The 15391-nt window shown below is 49.4% G+C and carries 18 protein-coding genes; all 18 read left to right on the top strand.

The features are described from left to right. Positions 1-17 precede the first annotated feature (17 nt). The 18 genes from paaA (at position 18) to Q0499_RS12975 (ending at position 15348) form a co-directional block, all read left to right on the top strand. Positions 18-962, top strand: a complete 945-nt coding sequence (paaA, locus tag Q0499_RS13060) for a 1,2-phenylacetyl-CoA epoxidase subunit PaaA (RefSeq protein WP_299200079.1) — start codon at positions 18-20, stop codon at positions 960-962. A gap of 12 nt (positions 963-974) precedes the next feature. Continuing rightward, on the top strand, positions 975-1268 hold the full coding sequence (paaB, locus tag Q0499_RS13055; RefSeq protein ID WP_296055134.1) for a 1,2-phenylacetyl-CoA epoxidase subunit PaaB: 294 nt from the start codon (positions 975-977) through the stop codon (positions 1266-1268). A 16-nt stretch (positions 1269-1284) separates the two neighbouring features. Next, positions 1285-2049, top strand: a complete 765-nt coding sequence (gene paaC / locus Q0499_RS13050) for a 1,2-phenylacetyl-CoA epoxidase subunit PaaC (RefSeq protein WP_299200076.1) — start codon at positions 1285-1287, stop codon at positions 2047-2049. Between the two features lie 6 nt (positions 2050-2055). Beyond that, on the top strand, positions 2056-2595 hold the full coding sequence (gene paaD, locus Q0499_RS13045; RefSeq protein WP_299200075.1) for a 1,2-phenylacetyl-CoA epoxidase subunit PaaD: 540 nt from the start codon (positions 2056-2058) through the stop codon (positions 2593-2595). Positions 2596-2650: 55 nt separating this feature from the next. Next, a complete protein-coding gene (gene paaE, locus Q0499_RS13040; RefSeq protein ID WP_299200074.1) occupies positions 2651-3748 on the top strand; it encodes a 1,2-phenylacetyl-CoA epoxidase subunit PaaE in 1098 nt (365 codons plus the stop codon). A 238-nt stretch (positions 3749-3986) separates the two neighbouring features. Beyond that, complete coding sequence (locus Q0499_RS13035) at positions 3987-4466, top strand: MarR family transcriptional regulator (protein WP_299200072.1); 480 nt, start codon at positions 3987-3989, stop codon at positions 4464-4466. A 289-nt stretch (positions 4467-4755) separates the two neighbouring features. Beyond that, a complete protein-coding gene (locus Q0499_RS13030; protein WP_299200070.1) occupies positions 4756-5898 on the top strand; it encodes an amidase in 1143 nt (380 codons plus the stop codon). Continuing rightward, positions 5895-7043, top strand: coding sequence for an acyl-CoA dehydrogenase family protein (locus Q0499_RS13025; protein WP_299200067.1), 1149 nt, complete (start codon positions 5895-5897; stop codon positions 7041-7043). The genes Q0499_RS13030 and Q0499_RS13025 overlap by 4 nt, the downstream gene beginning before the upstream one ends. A 53-nt stretch (positions 7044-7096) precedes the next feature. Then, a complete protein-coding gene (locus tag Q0499_RS13020; RefSeq protein WP_299200065.1) occupies positions 7097-7456 on the top strand; it encodes an IacB protein in 360 nt (119 codons plus the stop codon). A 22-nt stretch (positions 7457-7478) separates the two neighbouring features. After that, positions 7479-8000 carry a nuclear transport factor 2 family protein gene (locus Q0499_RS13015; protein ID WP_299200063.1) on the top strand — a complete coding sequence of 174 codons (522 nt, stop codon included), beginning with the start codon at positions 7479-7481 and terminating at the stop codon, positions 7998-8000. 55 nt (positions 8001-8055) lie between these two features. Then, positions 8056-9333, top strand: a complete 1278-nt coding sequence (locus Q0499_RS13010) for an aromatic ring-hydroxylating dioxygenase subunit alpha (protein ID WP_299200061.1) — start codon at positions 8056-8058, stop codon at positions 9331-9333. A gap of 27 nt (positions 9334-9360) precedes the next feature. Then, positions 9361-9840: an aromatic-ring-hydroxylating dioxygenase subunit beta gene (locus Q0499_RS13005; RefSeq protein WP_299200059.1), complete on the top strand. Its 480-nt coding sequence runs from the start codon at positions 9361-9363 to the stop codon at positions 9838-9840. A gap of 10 nt (positions 9841-9850) precedes the next feature. Continuing rightward, the gene (locus tag Q0499_RS13000; protein ID WP_299200057.1) at positions 9851-10612 is read left to right on the top strand and encodes an SDR family NAD(P)-dependent oxidoreductase; all 762 of its coding nucleotides are present in this window, start codon (positions 9851-9853) and stop codon (positions 10610-10612) included. Positions 10613-10713: 101 nt separating this feature from the next. After that, entirely contained in the window at positions 10714-11670 is a 957-nt protein-coding gene (locus Q0499_RS12995) for a PDR/VanB family oxidoreductase (protein ID WP_299200054.1), read from the top strand. Between the two features lie 210 nt (positions 11671-11880). Beyond that, on the top strand, positions 11881-12900 hold the full coding sequence (locus Q0499_RS12990; protein ID WP_299200052.1) for a TRAP transporter substrate-binding protein: 1020 nt from the start codon (positions 11881-11883) through the stop codon (positions 12898-12900). A gap of 12 nt (positions 12901-12912) precedes the next feature. Beyond that, entirely contained in the window at positions 12913-13467 is a 555-nt protein-coding gene (locus Q0499_RS12985) for a TRAP transporter small permease (RefSeq protein WP_299200050.1), read from the top strand. Positions 13468-13471: 4 nt separating this feature from the next. Beyond that, positions 13472-14788, top strand: a complete 1317-nt coding sequence (locus Q0499_RS12980) for a TRAP transporter large permease (RefSeq protein ID WP_299200048.1) — start codon at positions 13472-13474, stop codon at positions 14786-14788. 68 nt (positions 14789-14856) lie between these two features. Beyond that, positions 14857-15348, top strand: a complete 492-nt coding sequence (locus Q0499_RS12975; RefSeq protein WP_299200045.1) for a universal stress protein — start codon at positions 14857-14859, stop codon at positions 15346-15348. Positions 15349-15391 lie beyond the last annotated feature (43 nt).

Below are 15391 nucleotides of genomic sequence, written 5' to 3'. Positions count from 1 at the left end.
AAGTGGAGACGAGAATAATGACAACACCTCAAGAACAAAACTTCATGCGCAAGATTTCGGCGGAAGAGAAAATTGAGCCGAAAGACTGGATGCCAGATGCGTACCGTAAAAACCTGATTCGGCAGATCTCTCAGCATGCTCATTCCGAAGTGATTGGGATGCAGCCTGAGGGTAACTGGTTAACCCGAGCGCCCTCTCTGCGTCGTAAGGCCATTCTGCTATCCAAAATTCAGGATGAAGCGGGTCACGGCCTGTATCTATACAGCGCCTGCGAAACGCTGGGAATCTCCCGTTCAGAGATGATTGAGCAGTTGCAGAGCGGAGCGGCTAAGTACTCCTCTATCTTCAACTATCCGACGCTTACCTGGGCAGATGTTGGCGCGATTGGCTGGCTGGTGGATGGTGCGGCGATTGTTAACCAGGTGTCTCTGCAACGTACCTCCTATGGCCCCTATTCCCGCGGCATGATTCGTATCTGTAAAGAGGAGTCGTTCCATCAGCGTCAGGGTTATGAAGCGATGCTGGCACTGGCTAAAGGCTCAGAAGGGCAAAAAGCGATGGCTCAGGATGCCCTGGATCGTTTTTACTGGCCCGCACTGATGATGTTTGGTCCCCACGATTCAGAATCTGCTCACTCGCAAAAGTCGATGGAGTGGAAGATCAAGCGTGAAACCAATGATGACCTGCGGCAGAAGTTTGTTGATCAGACCGTTCAGCAGATCGAAGTACTGGGTCTTGAACATCCTGACAAGAATATAAAGTGGAATGAAGAGCGTGGCCACTACGATAGCAGCGATCTGAACTGGGATGAGTTCTGGAGTGTTATCAATGGCAACGGTCACTGCAACCGCCAGCGTGTAGAACACCATATCGCCGCTCACGATGAGGGTGAATGGGTTCGGGACGCAATTACAGCCTATAACGAAAAGAAACGTGCGAAAAAAGCACAGCATGCGGCATAAGGGGTAGATGAGATGACAACCATTACTGAAAAACTGGAACTGTTTGAAGTGTTTGTACGTTCCAAGCGTGGCCTTGACCATAAACATGTTGGCAGCCTGCATGCCGAAGATCATGAGCAGGCGCTGGAATATGCCCGCGATTGTTACACCCGTCGTAGCGAAGGCGTGAGCATCTGGGTGGTTAAATCCAGCGATATCTGCGCGTCTCAGGAAGATGATGCGGATTGCTTCTACGATCCGAGTGATGACAAACCATACCGTCATGCGACCTATTACGTTCTGCCTGACCCAGTTAACAACATGTGATCGGGGAGAATCGAGTATGAGTGATCAGATTAAACAAGCAACTCTGGAATACACGACCCGGCTGGGTGATGATTCCGTAGTACTGGGCCACCGGATCTCCGAATGGGTCAGTTATGGGCCATTTCTGGAAGAGGATATCGCTTACGGTAACGTCTCTCTGGATTACATCGGTCGGGCGCGGATGTTTTATACCTACGCGGCTGAGCTGGCGGATGATGGCCGTGACGAAGACGATTTTGCCTACATGCGCAACGACCGTGAATATCGTAACCTGCTGTTGATGGAGCTGCCTAAAGGTGACTTTGCCTATTCGCAGGTGCGTCAGCTGTTCGCCGATGTCTATTACACGTTGATGCTGCCAGAACTGCTGCAATCCAAAGATGAAACTCTGTCTGCGATTGCCGCTAAGGCGATCAAAGAGACGAAATACCACCTGCGCCGTAGCCGCGACTGGGTACTGCGTCTGGGTGATGGCACCGAAGAGAGCCATCAGCGTGCCCAGAAAGCAGTAGATCAGCTGTGGGGCTATACCCATGAAATGTTCGATATGGATGAGACCGAACAGTTGCTGGCGGATGCCGGTATCGGTGTTGATGTTGCCGGGCTGCGTGATCGCTGGCTACAGATGGTAACCGATATTCTGATGCAAGCAACCCTGGAAGTTCCTGAGGAAAGCTGGGCTGTTCGCGGCGGTCGTACCGGTTATCACACCGAGAACCTTGGTCATATGTTGACGGAGATGCAGATTGTGCATCGCTCTCACCCTGGTTGTAAGTGGTAACGGGCTATGAACGAGATCTCACTGATGCCAGAAGAGCAGTACCAGCGTCTGCAACAGCGTAATGTTGCTGATGTTAAAGCGCTCTGGGACCTGCTTGATGTGATTAAAGATCCGGAGATTCCCGCTTTGAGTATCTGGGATCTGGGGATTTTGCGTGACGTGCAGTATAGCGGCGAGCAGGTGACAGTCACCATAACGCCAACCTACTCGGGCTGTCCGGCGATGGACAATATCACCACCGATGTGATTCAGCTGCTGAATGACAATGGTTACCAGGATGCGAGAGTCAAGCTGTCACTCTCGCCTGCCTGGAGCTCCGAGTGGATGTCCGCTGAGGGGCGCAAAAAACTGCGGGACTATGGCATTGCGCCGCCGGAGGATGCCGGGCTGGATGAAGACGGCCTGACCCCGGAGGCTCATGCGGCCTGTCCCCATTGTAGTTCACGCAATACCCGCAGAATCAGTGAGTTTGGTTCGACCGCCTGTAAAGCGCTGTTTCAGTGTGATGATTGCGGTGAGCCGTTCGATTATTTCAAAAAGATCTGATCCCGAATCAGCTCTGATGAACAACTTATAAAAACATATAAAAAATAGGTGAAGCATGTCAGACACCAATTTCTACACGCTGAAAATCGCCGATGTACAGCCGGAAACGGACACCGCGATCTGCGTAAGCTTTGCAGTACCGGCTGAACTGACCGATAAGTTCAAATTCATACAGGGGCAGTTTCTGACTCTGCGTGCGACGATTGACGGCGAAGAGGTTCGACGTTCCTATTCGATCTGCTCCGGCGTCAATGATGGCCATATGCGAGTGGGTATTAAACGGGTTAAGAACGGTAAGTTCTCGAATTTTGCCAACGATACCTTCAAGCCGGGAATGTCACTCGAAGTGATGCCGCCGCAGGGTAGTTTCTATACCGAACTGAACCCTGAAAACAGCAAAGACTATATGTGTATTGCTGTGGGATCGGGCATTACGCCGATGATCTCCGTTATTAAATCTGCGCTGGATACTGAGCCCGGCTCAAAAGTCACACTGATCTACGGTAACCGCCGCAGTAACTCGGTCATGTTCAAAGATGAGCTGAACTTCATTAAGAACCGCTATATGAACCGCTTTCAGTGGATCAATATTATGGACTATGAGGATCAGGGCGCTGACCTGCTGAATGGCCGGATCGATAATGCCAAAGGTTATGCGTTGCAGAAAGCCGGACTCATCAACATTAAAACGGTTGATGATGCCTTTATCTGTGGTCCTGAGTCGATGATGTCTGAGATCTCGCGGGGCTTCCGTCTGGAAGGTCTGACCGATGAACAGATCCATTACGAGCTGTTTGCTAACTCCTCAGCCGACTCCAAAGAGATGCTGGAAAAAGCCGCCAAACGTAAAGAACAGTTTGGTGAAGAAAAGATGTCCAAAGTGACCGTCCGCGCCGATGGCCGGGCAGTGACGTTTGATCTGGCTGCGGTGGGCGAGAATATCCTTGATGCCGGAATGCACAATGGACTGGATCTTCCATACTCCTGCAAGGCCGGCGTCTGTTCTACCTGTAAATGTAAGCTGGTGGAAGGGGAGGTCGACATGGATATCTCTCATGGTCTTGAGAAACATGAGATTGAATCCGGTTATATCCTCAGTTGCCAGGCACATCCGATCTCCGATAACGTGGTAGTGGATTTCGATCAGCGCTGATTGTTCATTTTGTATGCCCTTTTACCCGGCCTCTGGCCGGGTTTTTTATTGCCTGAATATGAGATATCCGGTCAATTATCTGGCTTTCACAGTGACATCTGAAGGTTTACATTTCAATTAATCGTTCTATTGAGTTTACTATACTCGTCTGCCTGTGGTTTATTTGTTATGGTTGCGCCAAATTATTGCAAGGGCATGGAATGCTCGCAGCCAATAAGTAAGATGTATGGAGATTGCTATGGTATTTCACTCATCAAAACTGGAAAAATACAGCCCATCCAGCCAGTTTTTTGATATTAATGAGTTTCCTTTTTACTGGGTTGCCCGTGTTAACGCTATCTATGCTAAGGAGATGGAGAAAACACTGAAGCCTTTGGGAATGGATATAGCTCGCTGGCGTGTTGCTATGATGCTAAGGGTCTATGGCCCATTAAGCATTTCTGATATTGCTGAGCACGCGATAGGTAAGCTGCCAACCATCACAAAAATTGTTTATCGGATGCGGGATGCGGGCCTGGTTGAAGTCAATGCTTCCGAAACGGATGGTCGTGTTGCGGTTGTTTCTCTCACTGAGGAGGGATACACCCAGGTTAAATCTGTGTTAAAAACCACAGAGAAAAAGGTTTTTGCCAAAGCTTTTCAGGGCTTTACTGAGCCTCAGATCAAAAAATCTACCGAGTTACTCCGACGATATTTCATCAATCTGGCTGCTGAATAGTTTATAGCGGCATCTTCTAGAATTAATTCATCATATTTTTTTGCCGTCATAGAATATTTTTTTATAAGCGGCTATTGTTCGCTTTAATCATAAGTTTATGATTTATATGGGTTAATATATTTATTTTATTTTATAAAAGGTTTTCTTTGATAAAAATATAGGTGAAATTTCAACTAAAATTAGTTGACACTTCAAGTGAATTGTATAATTCTTGATCTGTATCAATAATCGTGACTCGCCAGGGTCATCGATTGTGATTTGAAACAAGAATTATGTGAGTAACTTGGATATGTCTATTTTCTCTCAGCGTATTTCCCAGGGTGGCGATGGTTACCTTGTGGCAGTGAAAGATACTGTTGATGTGCAGGGCTTACCGACTATCGCCGGATGTCAGGCGCTTGAAGGTGCTCTGCCAGCGCAAGAGAATGCGGACGTTGTTAACGCTGTTTTAAATGCCGGTTGTCAGTTAGTGGGTAAAACCAATCTGCATGAACTGGCCTATGGCATGACTGGGGTAAATCACTGGGCTGGAACACCGGTTAACTTTTACTATCCGGATCTGATTCCCGGTGGTTCTTCCAGTGGATCGGCTGTCGCAGTTGCTGCGGGTCAGGCTGATTTCGCTATTGGGACGGACACTGGTGGTTCAATTAGGGTTCCCGCAGCCTGCTGTGGTGTTTACGGCCTGAAGCCAACCTTTGGCCGTGTCAGTCGCCGGGGTGTTCTCCCCGCTGAGACAACCCTTGACTCTGTGGGTGTTTTTGCTGCTTCCGCTGATATGCTGATCACGGGAATGCAGGCCATTGATTCCACTTTTACCATGCCCGATGCGCTGAAAAATATCCGTCTGGGACTGGTTGATGTCCAGGCAGACTCTCTTATATCTGAAACCGTTACCCGTCTTTTAGAACGCTCAGGTATTGAGATAGAGCGGATCACCTTACCCTTTTTCGCAGATGCGTTTACTGCCGGAATGGTGGTGATTAATGCGGAAACCTGGCGAGCCTGCGGTCATCTGCTTGAAACCGGTAAAGTCGGTGAGGATGTTGCACAGCGCTTAGTCAACGCGGCGAATACCACTGACGATCAGTTGAGAGACGCTGAAATTGTCCGTAAACAGTTTACCCATCAGGTAGATGAGGCGCTGCAGCAGGTCAGTGCGCTCGTCTTACCAACACTTCCCTCGTTTCCGATGAGCCTGACAGATGCTCTCGCGGGCAAAATCGATCTGAGCATCTCTGCTCTGGTACGTCCTTTTAATCTGTCTGGCCATCCGGCTCTCTCCCTGCCTCTTGAGACTCAGAACCATCGTCCTGTCGGACTTCAATTGGTAGGGCGGAAGGGCGAAGACGAAGTTTTATGTGAACTTGCTCGGTTTCTGAGTGAGTACATCCCTACTCAAAAAAAAATAGCGTGGAGTATTGAACAATGACTTCCAACGTCATCAATAAAGAGACCTGGGGGGGCGCTGCGGAATTTGATTCTCTGTTGGCCGATATCCGCAGCCGTCGCCAGGAGTTCGAAGATCAGAAATATATATCTCAGGATATTATTGAACGCTTCAAATCAATCGGTGTGTACCGGGCTTTAGTGCCTAAGCGTTTCGGTGGAGATGAAAAGTCACCTGCTGAATTTCTGCAGATGGTTGAAGCAATTTCCGCAGCCGATGGTTCTGCTGGATGGGTTGCCAGCTTTGGTATGAATCCGGCTTATCTGGCCTGCTTGCCGCTGGAAACCATTGAAAAGGTCTGGGCTGAAACTGCGGACGTCGTCTTTGCCGGTGGTATTTTCCCTCCACAACCGGCAAAGCGGGTCGAAGGTGGTTTTCTGGTGAAGGGTCGCTGGCAGTTTGGTAGTGGCTGCATGGGAGCATCTGTGTGTGGTGTGGGTATTGCACCTGATGATGGTGAGTCGCTACCCCGTATGGCCGTGATGCCCAAAGAGAAACTGACCATTGAACCGTCCTGGAATGTGGTTGGCATGGTCGGAACCGGCTCTCATGATCTGGTTGTTGATAATGTAGTTGTACCGGAAGAGTGGACTTTTACCCGGGGTGGGAAATCGAATCTGGACGATCCATTCTTCCGATATCCTTCATTAGCATTCGCCGCTCAGGTGTTGTCGGTGACGACATTAGGGTTGGCGCGTGAAGCCATTGATGTGGTTGTCGGTATGGCTGCCGGGCGTAAATCTGTAACCGGTGCGCCAAACCTGGGTGAGCGTGAGTATGTTCAGATTGAGATAGCAAAAGCGGAAGCCAAGTTACGTTCTTCCCGTGCCTTCTTCTATGAAGCAACCGCTGATGCCTGGCAGGCGATTCTGGATGGCGGGGCTCCTTCCCCGGATCAAATTAGCATGATCCGGTTAGCATCAACTAATTTGACCCATGAATGTGCTGAAGCGATCCGTATCGCTTATCAGGTGTCGGGCATGACCGGAGCCTATAACGATCATCCTCTGTCGCGCATTACGCGTGATTCCATGATGTGTACACAGCATGCCTTTATGGGGGCTATTACCTACAAAAATGCAGGGGCGATGTTATTTGATCATAAACCTTTGCCCGGCTATCTGTGATCCGAACCTAAGACTTTTTATTACCAGAACATACAAAAGAGAGAGAGAGCGATATGAGCGAAAATACAATGCACCGGGTTCTTTTCTGTATCGGCGTTAATCAGAACTTTATGGATGCACCGCAGAATGAAATGGGTGATGTCTGGCAGGCATTCAGTGCAATGATGAAGGGGATTGCAGAACTGCCCGGGGTCAACGTGTTGGGCATCATGGATGATGACCGGATTCAGGTGGGTCCATCGACCAGTGCTCCGTGGACCGCGTATATCATGGCGGATGTGCCTGACCTCGAAACTATTATTGAAGCCTGTAATTTTTTCCGTTCAACACCGGTGGGTGACGGCACTTACAAACTGTGGAAATACTGCAAGGTCGAGGCTCGTATCGGCCGTGAACTTGTAGTGCCGTCCTGATCCGGTTTCGGGAGATTAACTGATGGCTACCCGGGAAACCGTTGCATCGTTGTCAAAGCGCCTGAAACGATTTGAGGATGAACACGCGATCCGTCGTTGTATGAATCGCTATATGTACCTTTGTGATCTGCTTGATGCTGGCTTCGAGCTGAATGAGCTGATGCAGCTCTTCACCAACGATGCAATCTGGGAGGGGCGTGGCAGCCGCTATGGCAAAACCTTTGGCAGTCATCAGGGCGCTGATGCTATTCGGGCGATGTTTACCAAATATACGCTGCCGCCTGCGCATTTTGATACCAATGTGCATTTCCTCACCAGTGAGTTGATTGATGTGCACGGGGAGGAGGCTTCTGGAAGCTGGGTTTTACTGCAAACCTCGACTTTTAGCAGTGGCCGGTCTCAGCTGAGCAGTGCGCGCCTGACAGTCAGCTTTCGCTGTGAGCAGGATGAGTGGCGTATCAGTCATTTTCAAACCGAAAGTTTATTTAACCGGCCGGTAAAGACTCCCTGGGATCAGCCTGCTGATCTGCCAGTGCCTGAGTAACCGGCCCACACACTGAATAATGCAGTTAATAAAAGAACAACAGTTGGGGAATCCCATGAGCAATATGATCGATGTAAAAAATATAGCGGCTGATTACGAGAGTATGGTCAAGCCGGACAAAGTGCACACCTCTTTGTATTCTAATCCAGAGATCTTTGAAGAAGAGCTGGATAAGATTTTTAACAACACCTGGGTTTGGGTAGGCCACGAGAGCGAAGTGCCTGAGGTGGGTTCATACAAAACCGCGATGATAGGACGTCATTCAGTGATTGTCAGTCGCGACCGCAAGCGAAATATTCATGTATTGCTGAATCGCTGTCGTCACCGTGCAGCGACTGTTTGTGAAGGTAAAAAAGGCAAAACTAAAAGCTTCATGTGTCCTTACCATGGTTGGGGATACTCTCTTGATGGTGAACTGCGGGCAATACCCAAGCCGGAAGAGTATGAAGGCGTATTTAATAAATCAGAACTGCCGCTGATCAGTCTGCGCTTTGAAACCTATCAGGGACTGATTTTCGCGACCTTCAAAGAGGATATCCAGCCATTGGAAGAGTTCCTCGGTGGGGCGAAAAAGTGGATCGATCTGTTTGTTAAACAGTCAGGCGGTTTCCCTCTTAAAGTACTCGGTGATCATCGTTTCCGTTTTCCGGGTAACTGGAAAATTCAGCTGGAAAACACCACTGATGCTTATCACTTCCCGATTGTGCATAAATCTTTTGTCTCCTCTGTTGATGAGCAGACCGCGGATATTTTTGACTTCCTCGATGGTGAGGGTCATGTAGAGGATCTGGGTAATGGTCACAGTGTCATGGTGATGATTCCGGAGCTGGTTGATTTAGAACATGATCTTGAAGCGCCGATTCCAGAACGTTTTCAGCCGTTGGCAGATGAACTGACCGCTGAGGGCCACTCTGATCTGGAGGTTCGGCGTATGGTGCGTGCTGTTGGCGGCTCCGGTTTCAACCTCAACCTGTTCCCGAACGTTGCCTGCTCAATGGCGTTTTTCCGCGTACTGGCGCCGGTTTCTGTAAATGAGACTGAGATTCACCATGTGGCACTTGGGGGCGATGGTGCACCTGCGGCATTTAATCAGATGCGTCTGCGGTTGCATGAACATTTCCAGGGACCGATGGGCTTTGGAACGCCGGATGATGCGGAAGCTTGGGAGCGGGTACAGAAAGGTTCTCAGGCAGGTAGTGGTGAGTGGATTCTGCTTAATCGGGGCCAGAACCATCTGACCACCAGTCCGGATGGTAATGTCTCCGGTGCGGTGTGCTCAGAGACCGGAATGCGCGCTGCTTACCAGCAGTGGAAAAAGATGATGACTGCCTGATTTGCCCGATTAAGAGGAGATATAAAAATGACAGATTTAAGTTTGCTGAATCAGGTAACTGCCTTTATTAGTATCGAAGCCGATATGCTTGATTTTCAGGAGTATAGCGAGTGGTTAGAGCTATGGAGTGAATCCGGTGTCTACGTGGTGCCCGTCGATCCCAAGGAGACCGACTTCGCCAATACACTTAATTATGCTTACGATAAAGCGGAGATGCGGCGTTTGCGGGTGAATCGCCTGCTGAGTGGTGAAGCGGTATCAACCCAGACAACTGATAAAACCGTTCGGGGTTTATCCCGTTTCCGTATTCTTGAAGATAGCGACTCGTATGTCACTGTTCGCTGCGCCATGTATCTGAGTGAATGCCGTCATGGCAATCTGAAAAGCTATCCCGCCGATGTCACTTATAAGCTGGCGAAGACAGATAACGATTTTCTGATCGAAGAAAAAGTGATCCGGTTACAGAATTCAGATTCCTATCTGAGCAGCATTGGTTACATCCTTTAAGGGGGCTCAGATGACTCAGGAAACTCATAAAAATCAGGTCGCTCTGGTCACCGGTGCCGCTCAGGGACTGGGTAAAGCGATAGCGAAAAGTCTGTTTGACGCAGGTTTTGCTGTGGTGATTACCGATGCCAACGAGAGTGGGGCAAGCGCAACGGCCCTTGAGATCGATGCAACTCAGGAACGTGTGATGGCGTTGAAACTGGATGTGCTGCATAAAAGCGACTTTTCTGATGCGCTTGATGCCGCGGTTGTCCGTTTCGGCAAGGTCGATGCACTGGTGAACAATGCGGCGATGACACCCACTACACCGGTGATGGAGATTACAGCGGAGGAGTTTGACAAGGTCGTCAGCGTGAATATGCGCGGGACCTTCTTCGGCTGTCAGGTATTTGGCCAGTATTTTGCTTCCAATGGTTATGGACGGATCGTTAATCTGGCCTCATTGGCGGGACAAAATGGCGGTACGGCTTCCGGGGCTCATTATGCCTCCAGCAAAGGTGCCATCCTGACAATGACGAAAATCTTTGCCCGTCAGCTGGCTGAATCAGGCGTCACTGTTAACTCAGTGGCACCGGGTCCAATCGATCTGCCATCAGTACGTGCGCTGGTTCCACCCGAGCGTCTGGAGCAGATAATAAACGAGATGATTCCGGTTAAAGCCCTTGGTAATGCAGAGTTTGTTGCGGATATGGTGACTAAGCTGGCAAGTCCTGAAGCGTCTTTTGTCACTGGGGCCGCCTGGGATGTAAACGGCGGGATTTTCATGCGCTAAGGCGTTAAAACCGGGGCATTAAGAGCTGGGCATTAAGACCTGGGCATTGAGTCGGGCCTGGAGTGCAGGCCCGACAGTATGATTTTTTTAAGGGTGAGATTATGAGCGAACAGCTGATTGATGTTGTTATTAGTAAGCGTGAAGACCAGGCGGATGCTGTGGCGGTGTTTGAACTGCTGGCAAAAGATGGGAGCAACCTGCCTGCCTTTGATGCCGGGTCACACATTGATGTGCATGTAACGCCCGACATTGTGCGTCAGTATTCCCTCAGTAATGACCCGGGTAACAATACTGTCTATCGACTGGGGATTTTGAATGACCCCGCGTCACGGGGCGGTTCTGTTGCTATCCATAAAAACTTTTATGCCGGTGCTGAGATACAGATCAGCGCACCGCGGAACCACTTTCCTCTGGATCTGTCTGCAGAACGCACCATTCTGGTGGGGGGCGGTATTGGTATCACACCGATGCTGACCATGGCCTATACACTGCGTGCGGCCGGTAAAGCGTTTGAACTGCATTACTGTTGTCGTACCCGCAGCAGTGCCGGTTTTCTCGATGAACTTGCCGCTGAGTTCGGTGATTGCGTTAAGCTGCACTTTGATGATGCCGGCGACGATCAGCGTTTTGATCCTCAGGGGGTGTTCGCCCCGGCAGCAGCGGATACTCATATCTATGTCTGTGGTCCTTCAGGTTTTATGGACTGGGTGATTGCGACTGCTGAAGGCATCGGTTATGACAAGCACAATATCCATTTTGAATATTTCAATGCTGATATTGATACCTCAGGCACGGCCTTCGAAGTAGTTGCTGAGCAGAGTGGCATTTCCGTTATGGTTGGCGAAAATCAGACCATTGTTGAAGCACTGGAAGCTGCGGGTATTAAGGTGGATGTTTCTTGCGAACAGGGTGTCTGCGGCACATGTCTATGCGATGTGCTGGAGGGTACCCCCGACCATAAAGACAAGTTTCTGAACGAAGAGGAGAGGGAGGACAACGATCAGATTATCCTCTGCTGCTCGCGGTCGAAAAGTAGCAAGCTGGTGCTGGATATCTGATGCCAGTTGTGACTGCAGAATTTGCTGTAAAGCAGGTGATAGTTCGATGAAATACAAAAAGAAAGACTGGCTATAAATAGTTGAAACATAAACTATAGGGTCTCTTTTTCAGGTAAGTCATCAATATGAGATAAGTGAGATAGGCAATTAATTAATCATTAATGCTTAAAAAAATAAATATAAAAAGTCAGAGCGATCAGGAGATTTTAAATGAAAAAGTTTCTCAAGACAGTTGCTGTAGGAATGGTATTAACGGTGAGTAATGGGATAGCGAATGCGGATACTACGCTGACGCTCTCTTCCTGGTTGCCGCCGACTCACCCCATTGTGTCACAAATGATTAAACCCTGGGCTAACCAGGTTGAAGAGGTCACGGAGGGCCGCGTAAAAATTAATATTCTGGCGAAGGGACTAGGTCATCCAAAGGTCCATTATGACATCGCCCGTGATGGCTCAGCCGATATTACCTATAGCGTACATGGTTATACACCGGGTCGGTTTCCGCTGACTAAAGTGGTCGAATTCCCTTTTGGTGGCAACAGTGCAGAAGCGCTATCAGTTGCTTACTGGAAAATCCATCAGAAATATCTCGCCAAGGCTAATGAGCATAAAGGAACTCAGTTGTTGAGTGTGTTTACTCATGGCCCCGGTTTGATTCATAACAGTAAAAAAACAGTAGCATCTGCTGCTGATTTAAACGGGATAAAGTTACGTGTGGGTGGCGGTGTTGTTAGCGAACTCGCCAGTGCACTTGGTGCTGTTCCGCTGATGAAACCTTCATCTAAAAGCTATGAAATCCTTTCCCACGGCGTTGCCGATGGCATCCTGTTCCCTGCGGAAACGGTGACCGCGTTCAAACTTCAGGATCTTGTTAAATACACCACTATTGTCCCTGATGGCCTCTACAACACCAGTTTCTTCCTGGTGATGAACAGCGATCGTTTTAAGAGTCTGTCTGAAAAAGATCAGGCGGCCATCATGAGTGTGTCTGGCGAAGCCTTTGCACGCCTGGCGGGAAGTGTTTGGGATGCTGCAGATACTGCCGCTTTAGATGTGTTGAAGGCGAATGGCAATGAGATAACGGTTGCCAATGATGCTTTTATTGAGGAGATAAAGCAGATCAGTGCTCCACTTGAAGCTGAGTGGATTGAAGAAGCTGCAAAGCTTGGTGTCGATGGTGCTGCTGCTCTGACAGAGCTGCGTCAGATCACTTCAAACTATAACAAGTAACCGAGTCCGAATATGAGCATCTTGAAATCTTTATTCAGTGCTCAGGGATGGATCCGCCCGTTTGAGTTTTTATTTGAACGGGTGCTTGCCTACACCGCAGCGTTGGCGATGTTTACCATGATGTTGGTGACGCTGGTGGATGTAGTCGGGCGGGATCTGTTTTCTGCGCCGCTGCCGGGGGGCTTTGAAGTGACGGAGCTGTTACTTGCCTCATTAATCTTTCTGGGGTTGCCAATGGTGACGGCAGAAGGATCCCATGTTGATGTCGACATAATGGATTCGACAATCCCGGCTTTTCTGAAGCCATTACAGGATATCGCTATTTGCCTGGTTAACCTTGTCGCGTTTGCAACCCTGTCCTGGATGATGTGGAAGCTGGCATTTCGCACCTACGAATATCAGGACACGACGGCGATGCTGCAGATTCCTTATGCGGGTCTGGTATTCCTGATGGCCGTCTGCTGTACGTTGTCGACCTGGGCATTGATGCTGATGCTGTTGTTTAAACGGGGCAAAAAATTGTTCAGCAATAATCACGGTGATCATGCTGTTAAAGAGGTGAAGTAATCTTATGGAAATAAGTCTGATTGGCTTTGCCGCCTTGCTGTTTCTTATCTTCGCGCGCGTACCGTTGGGGTACGCGATGGGTATTGTCGGTGTTTGCGGTTTTGCCTATGTGCAACAGGTTGTGTTTGGTAATCCGCGGGGCTGGGATGCGGCGTTAAACATGATTTCTCAGGTCTCCTTTGAAACCGGTTTAGCGTACAGCTTGTCAGTGGTTCCTCTGTTTATTTTGATGGGGAATTTCATTACTGAGGCGGGTTTGTCCTCCCAGTTATACCGCGCATCAAATGCATTTCTTGGTCACTTTAAGGGTGGTTTAGCGTTGGCAACGGTCGTTTCCTGTGGCGCATTTTCAGCGGTCTGTGGTAGCTCTATGGCGACTGCAGCGACGATGTCCAGGGTCGCGATGCCCTCGATGCGTAAGTATAAATATTCCGATGGCCTCGCCAGTGGCTCAATCGCTGCAGGGGGAACGCTGGGGATTCTGATTCCGCCCAGTGTGATTCTGGTGGTCTATGGCATGATCACTGAAACGGATATCGGTCAGCTGTTCATTGCCGGGCTACTGCCAGGGTTGATCGGTATTATCTTCTACATGGCCGCAGTGAGTGTGACAGTACACATTAAGCCGGAAGCAGGTCCTGCGGGAGAGCGATCCAGCTGGGCTGAGCGTCTTACCGCTACCAAAAATGTCTGGACGATCTGTCTGCTGTTTTTTGTTGTCATGGGCGGCATCTACAGCGGAGTTTTTACGCCTACGGAAGCTGCGGGTATCGGTGCATCGGGCGCATTTCTCATCGCTCTGTTTCGCCGCCGTCTGACCTTTAAACGACTGGTTGAAACCCTGGTCAGCACGGTGCGTACCACCGCTATGCTGTTCTTTCTGGTGATCGGTGCGGTGTTGTTCTCCAACTTCATTAATCTGGCTGGATTACCTGATTCGCTGCGCGATATGGTACTGGGAATGGAGCTGAGTCCGTTTTGGGTGATTGTGGCCATTATCGGGATCTATGTATTGCTGGGGTGTGTACTGGAAAGTATGTCGATGATTCTGTTGACGGTACCGGTTTTTTATCCACTGGTACAGGCGATGGGTTTTGATCTTATCTGGTTCGGCATTCTGGTTGTTGTGGTGACTGAGATCAGCCTGATAACACCGCCGGTGGGGCTTAATGTCTTTGTCCTTAAATCGGTGCTGCCGGATGTGAAATTGTCGACGATTTTCAAGGGCGTTACCCCTTTCTGGATCGCTGATATTGTGCGTCTACTGTTAATCGCAACGGTTCCGGCTATCTCTCTTGTGTTACCGGGGATGGTGAGTTGACGCTCCTGAGCTACTAAAAGCGGCTTCCCGAACAGGAACCTACGTTCGAACAATAAAAAGGTTAAACCATGATCCCTGATATCAAAACAATTCTGTATGCATCTGACCTTGGTGATGGCTCTAAAAAGGCGTTTTATATGGCGGCCAAAGAGGCCTTTAAACATAAAGCACACATGGTTTTCCTCAATGTAGTTGAACCTGTAGGTACTTCTACGACAACCTTGCTGGAGGGGTATCTTAATCCTGCAGTGCTTGCAGAGATACGTTCTGAAGGTTTCGGCAACCTGCAGGCTCTGATGGAAAACCGTATCTCGGAGTTTTGTCTGCAGGAACTTTCAGAGCGCGAGCCTCTGCCTTATTACCCGGTTGCCCGGGTTGAGGAGGGGCCCGCTGCAGAAATCATTATTCAGGTTGCCGATGAATTGGACGCAGATCTGATCGTTATGGGGACGCGTTCCCGAACTCACTCAGTATTAGGACGGTTTTTTGTCGGCTCAACGGCCCAGTCAGTGATGCAGCTGAGTAGCCGGCCGGTGATGATTGTGCCGATTGAAAATTAATGGTGTCGGGGCCGGTGGTAACCGATAGCGGGTCAATACGCTT

Source organism: uncultured Amphritea sp. (assembly GCF_937127095.1).
In the GTDB taxonomy this organism is placed as follows: domain Bacteria; phylum Pseudomonadota; class Gammaproteobacteria; order Pseudomonadales; family Balneatricaceae; genus Amphritea.
Note: the sequence above shows the minus strand (reverse complement) of the source record. Positions and strands in the feature narration are given on the sequence as shown.

What these genes read in the sequence shown, in the direction of transcription:
- paaA (WP_299200079.1), top strand. Translation starts at nt 18, where the DNA reads ATGACAACACCTCAAGAACAAAACTTCATGCGCAAGATTTCGGCGGAA.
- paaB (WP_296055134.1), top strand. Translation starts at nt 975, where the DNA reads ATGACAACCATTACTGAAAAACTGGAACTGTTTGAAGTGTTTGTACGT.
- paaC (WP_299200076.1), top strand. Translation starts at nt 1,285, where the DNA reads ATGAGTGATCAGATTAAACAAGCAACTCTGGAATACACGACCCGGCTG.
- paaD (WP_299200075.1), top strand. Translation starts at nt 2,056, where the DNA reads ATGAACGAGATCTCACTGATGCCAGAAGAGCAGTACCAGCGTCTGCAA.
- paaE (WP_299200074.1), top strand. Translation starts at nt 2,651, where the DNA reads ATGTCAGACACCAATTTCTACACGCTGAAAATCGCCGATGTACAGCCG.
- Q0499_RS13035 (WP_299200072.1), top strand. Translation starts at nt 3,987, where the DNA reads ATGGTATTTCACTCATCAAAACTGGAAAAATACAGCCCATCCAGCCAG.
- Q0499_RS13030 (WP_299200070.1), top strand. Translation starts at nt 4,756, where the DNA reads ATGTCTATTTTCTCTCAGCGTATTTCCCAGGGTGGCGATGGTTACCTT.
- Q0499_RS13025 (WP_299200067.1), top strand. Translation starts at nt 5,895, where the DNA reads ATGACTTCCAACGTCATCAATAAAGAGACCTGGGGGGGCGCTGCGGAA.
- Q0499_RS13020 (WP_299200065.1), top strand. Translation starts at nt 7,097, where the DNA reads ATGAGCGAAAATACAATGCACCGGGTTCTTTTCTGTATCGGCGTTAAT.
- Q0499_RS13015 (WP_299200063.1), top strand. Translation starts at nt 7,479, where the DNA reads ATGGCTACCCGGGAAACCGTTGCATCGTTGTCAAAGCGCCTGAAACGA.
- Q0499_RS13010 (WP_299200061.1), top strand. Translation starts at nt 8,056, where the DNA reads ATGAGCAATATGATCGATGTAAAAAATATAGCGGCTGATTACGAGAGT.
- Q0499_RS13005 (WP_299200059.1), top strand. Translation starts at nt 9,361, where the DNA reads ATGACAGATTTAAGTTTGCTGAATCAGGTAACTGCCTTTATTAGTATC.
- Q0499_RS13000 (WP_299200057.1), top strand. Translation starts at nt 9,851, where the DNA reads ATGACTCAGGAAACTCATAAAAATCAGGTCGCTCTGGTCACCGGTGCC.
- Q0499_RS12995 (WP_299200054.1), top strand. Translation starts at nt 10,714, where the DNA reads ATGAGCGAACAGCTGATTGATGTTGTTATTAGTAAGCGTGAAGACCAG.
- Q0499_RS12990 (WP_299200052.1), top strand. Translation starts at nt 11,881, where the DNA reads ATGAAAAAGTTTCTCAAGACAGTTGCTGTAGGAATGGTATTAACGGTG.
- Q0499_RS12985 (WP_299200050.1), top strand. Translation starts at nt 12,913, where the DNA reads ATGAGCATCTTGAAATCTTTATTCAGTGCTCAGGGATGGATCCGCCCG.
- Q0499_RS12980 (WP_299200048.1), top strand. Translation starts at nt 13,472, where the DNA reads ATGGAAATAAGTCTGATTGGCTTTGCCGCCTTGCTGTTTCTTATCTTC.
- Q0499_RS12975 (WP_299200045.1), top strand. Translation starts at nt 14,857, where the DNA reads ATGATCCCTGATATCAAAACAATTCTGTATGCATCTGACCTTGGTGAT.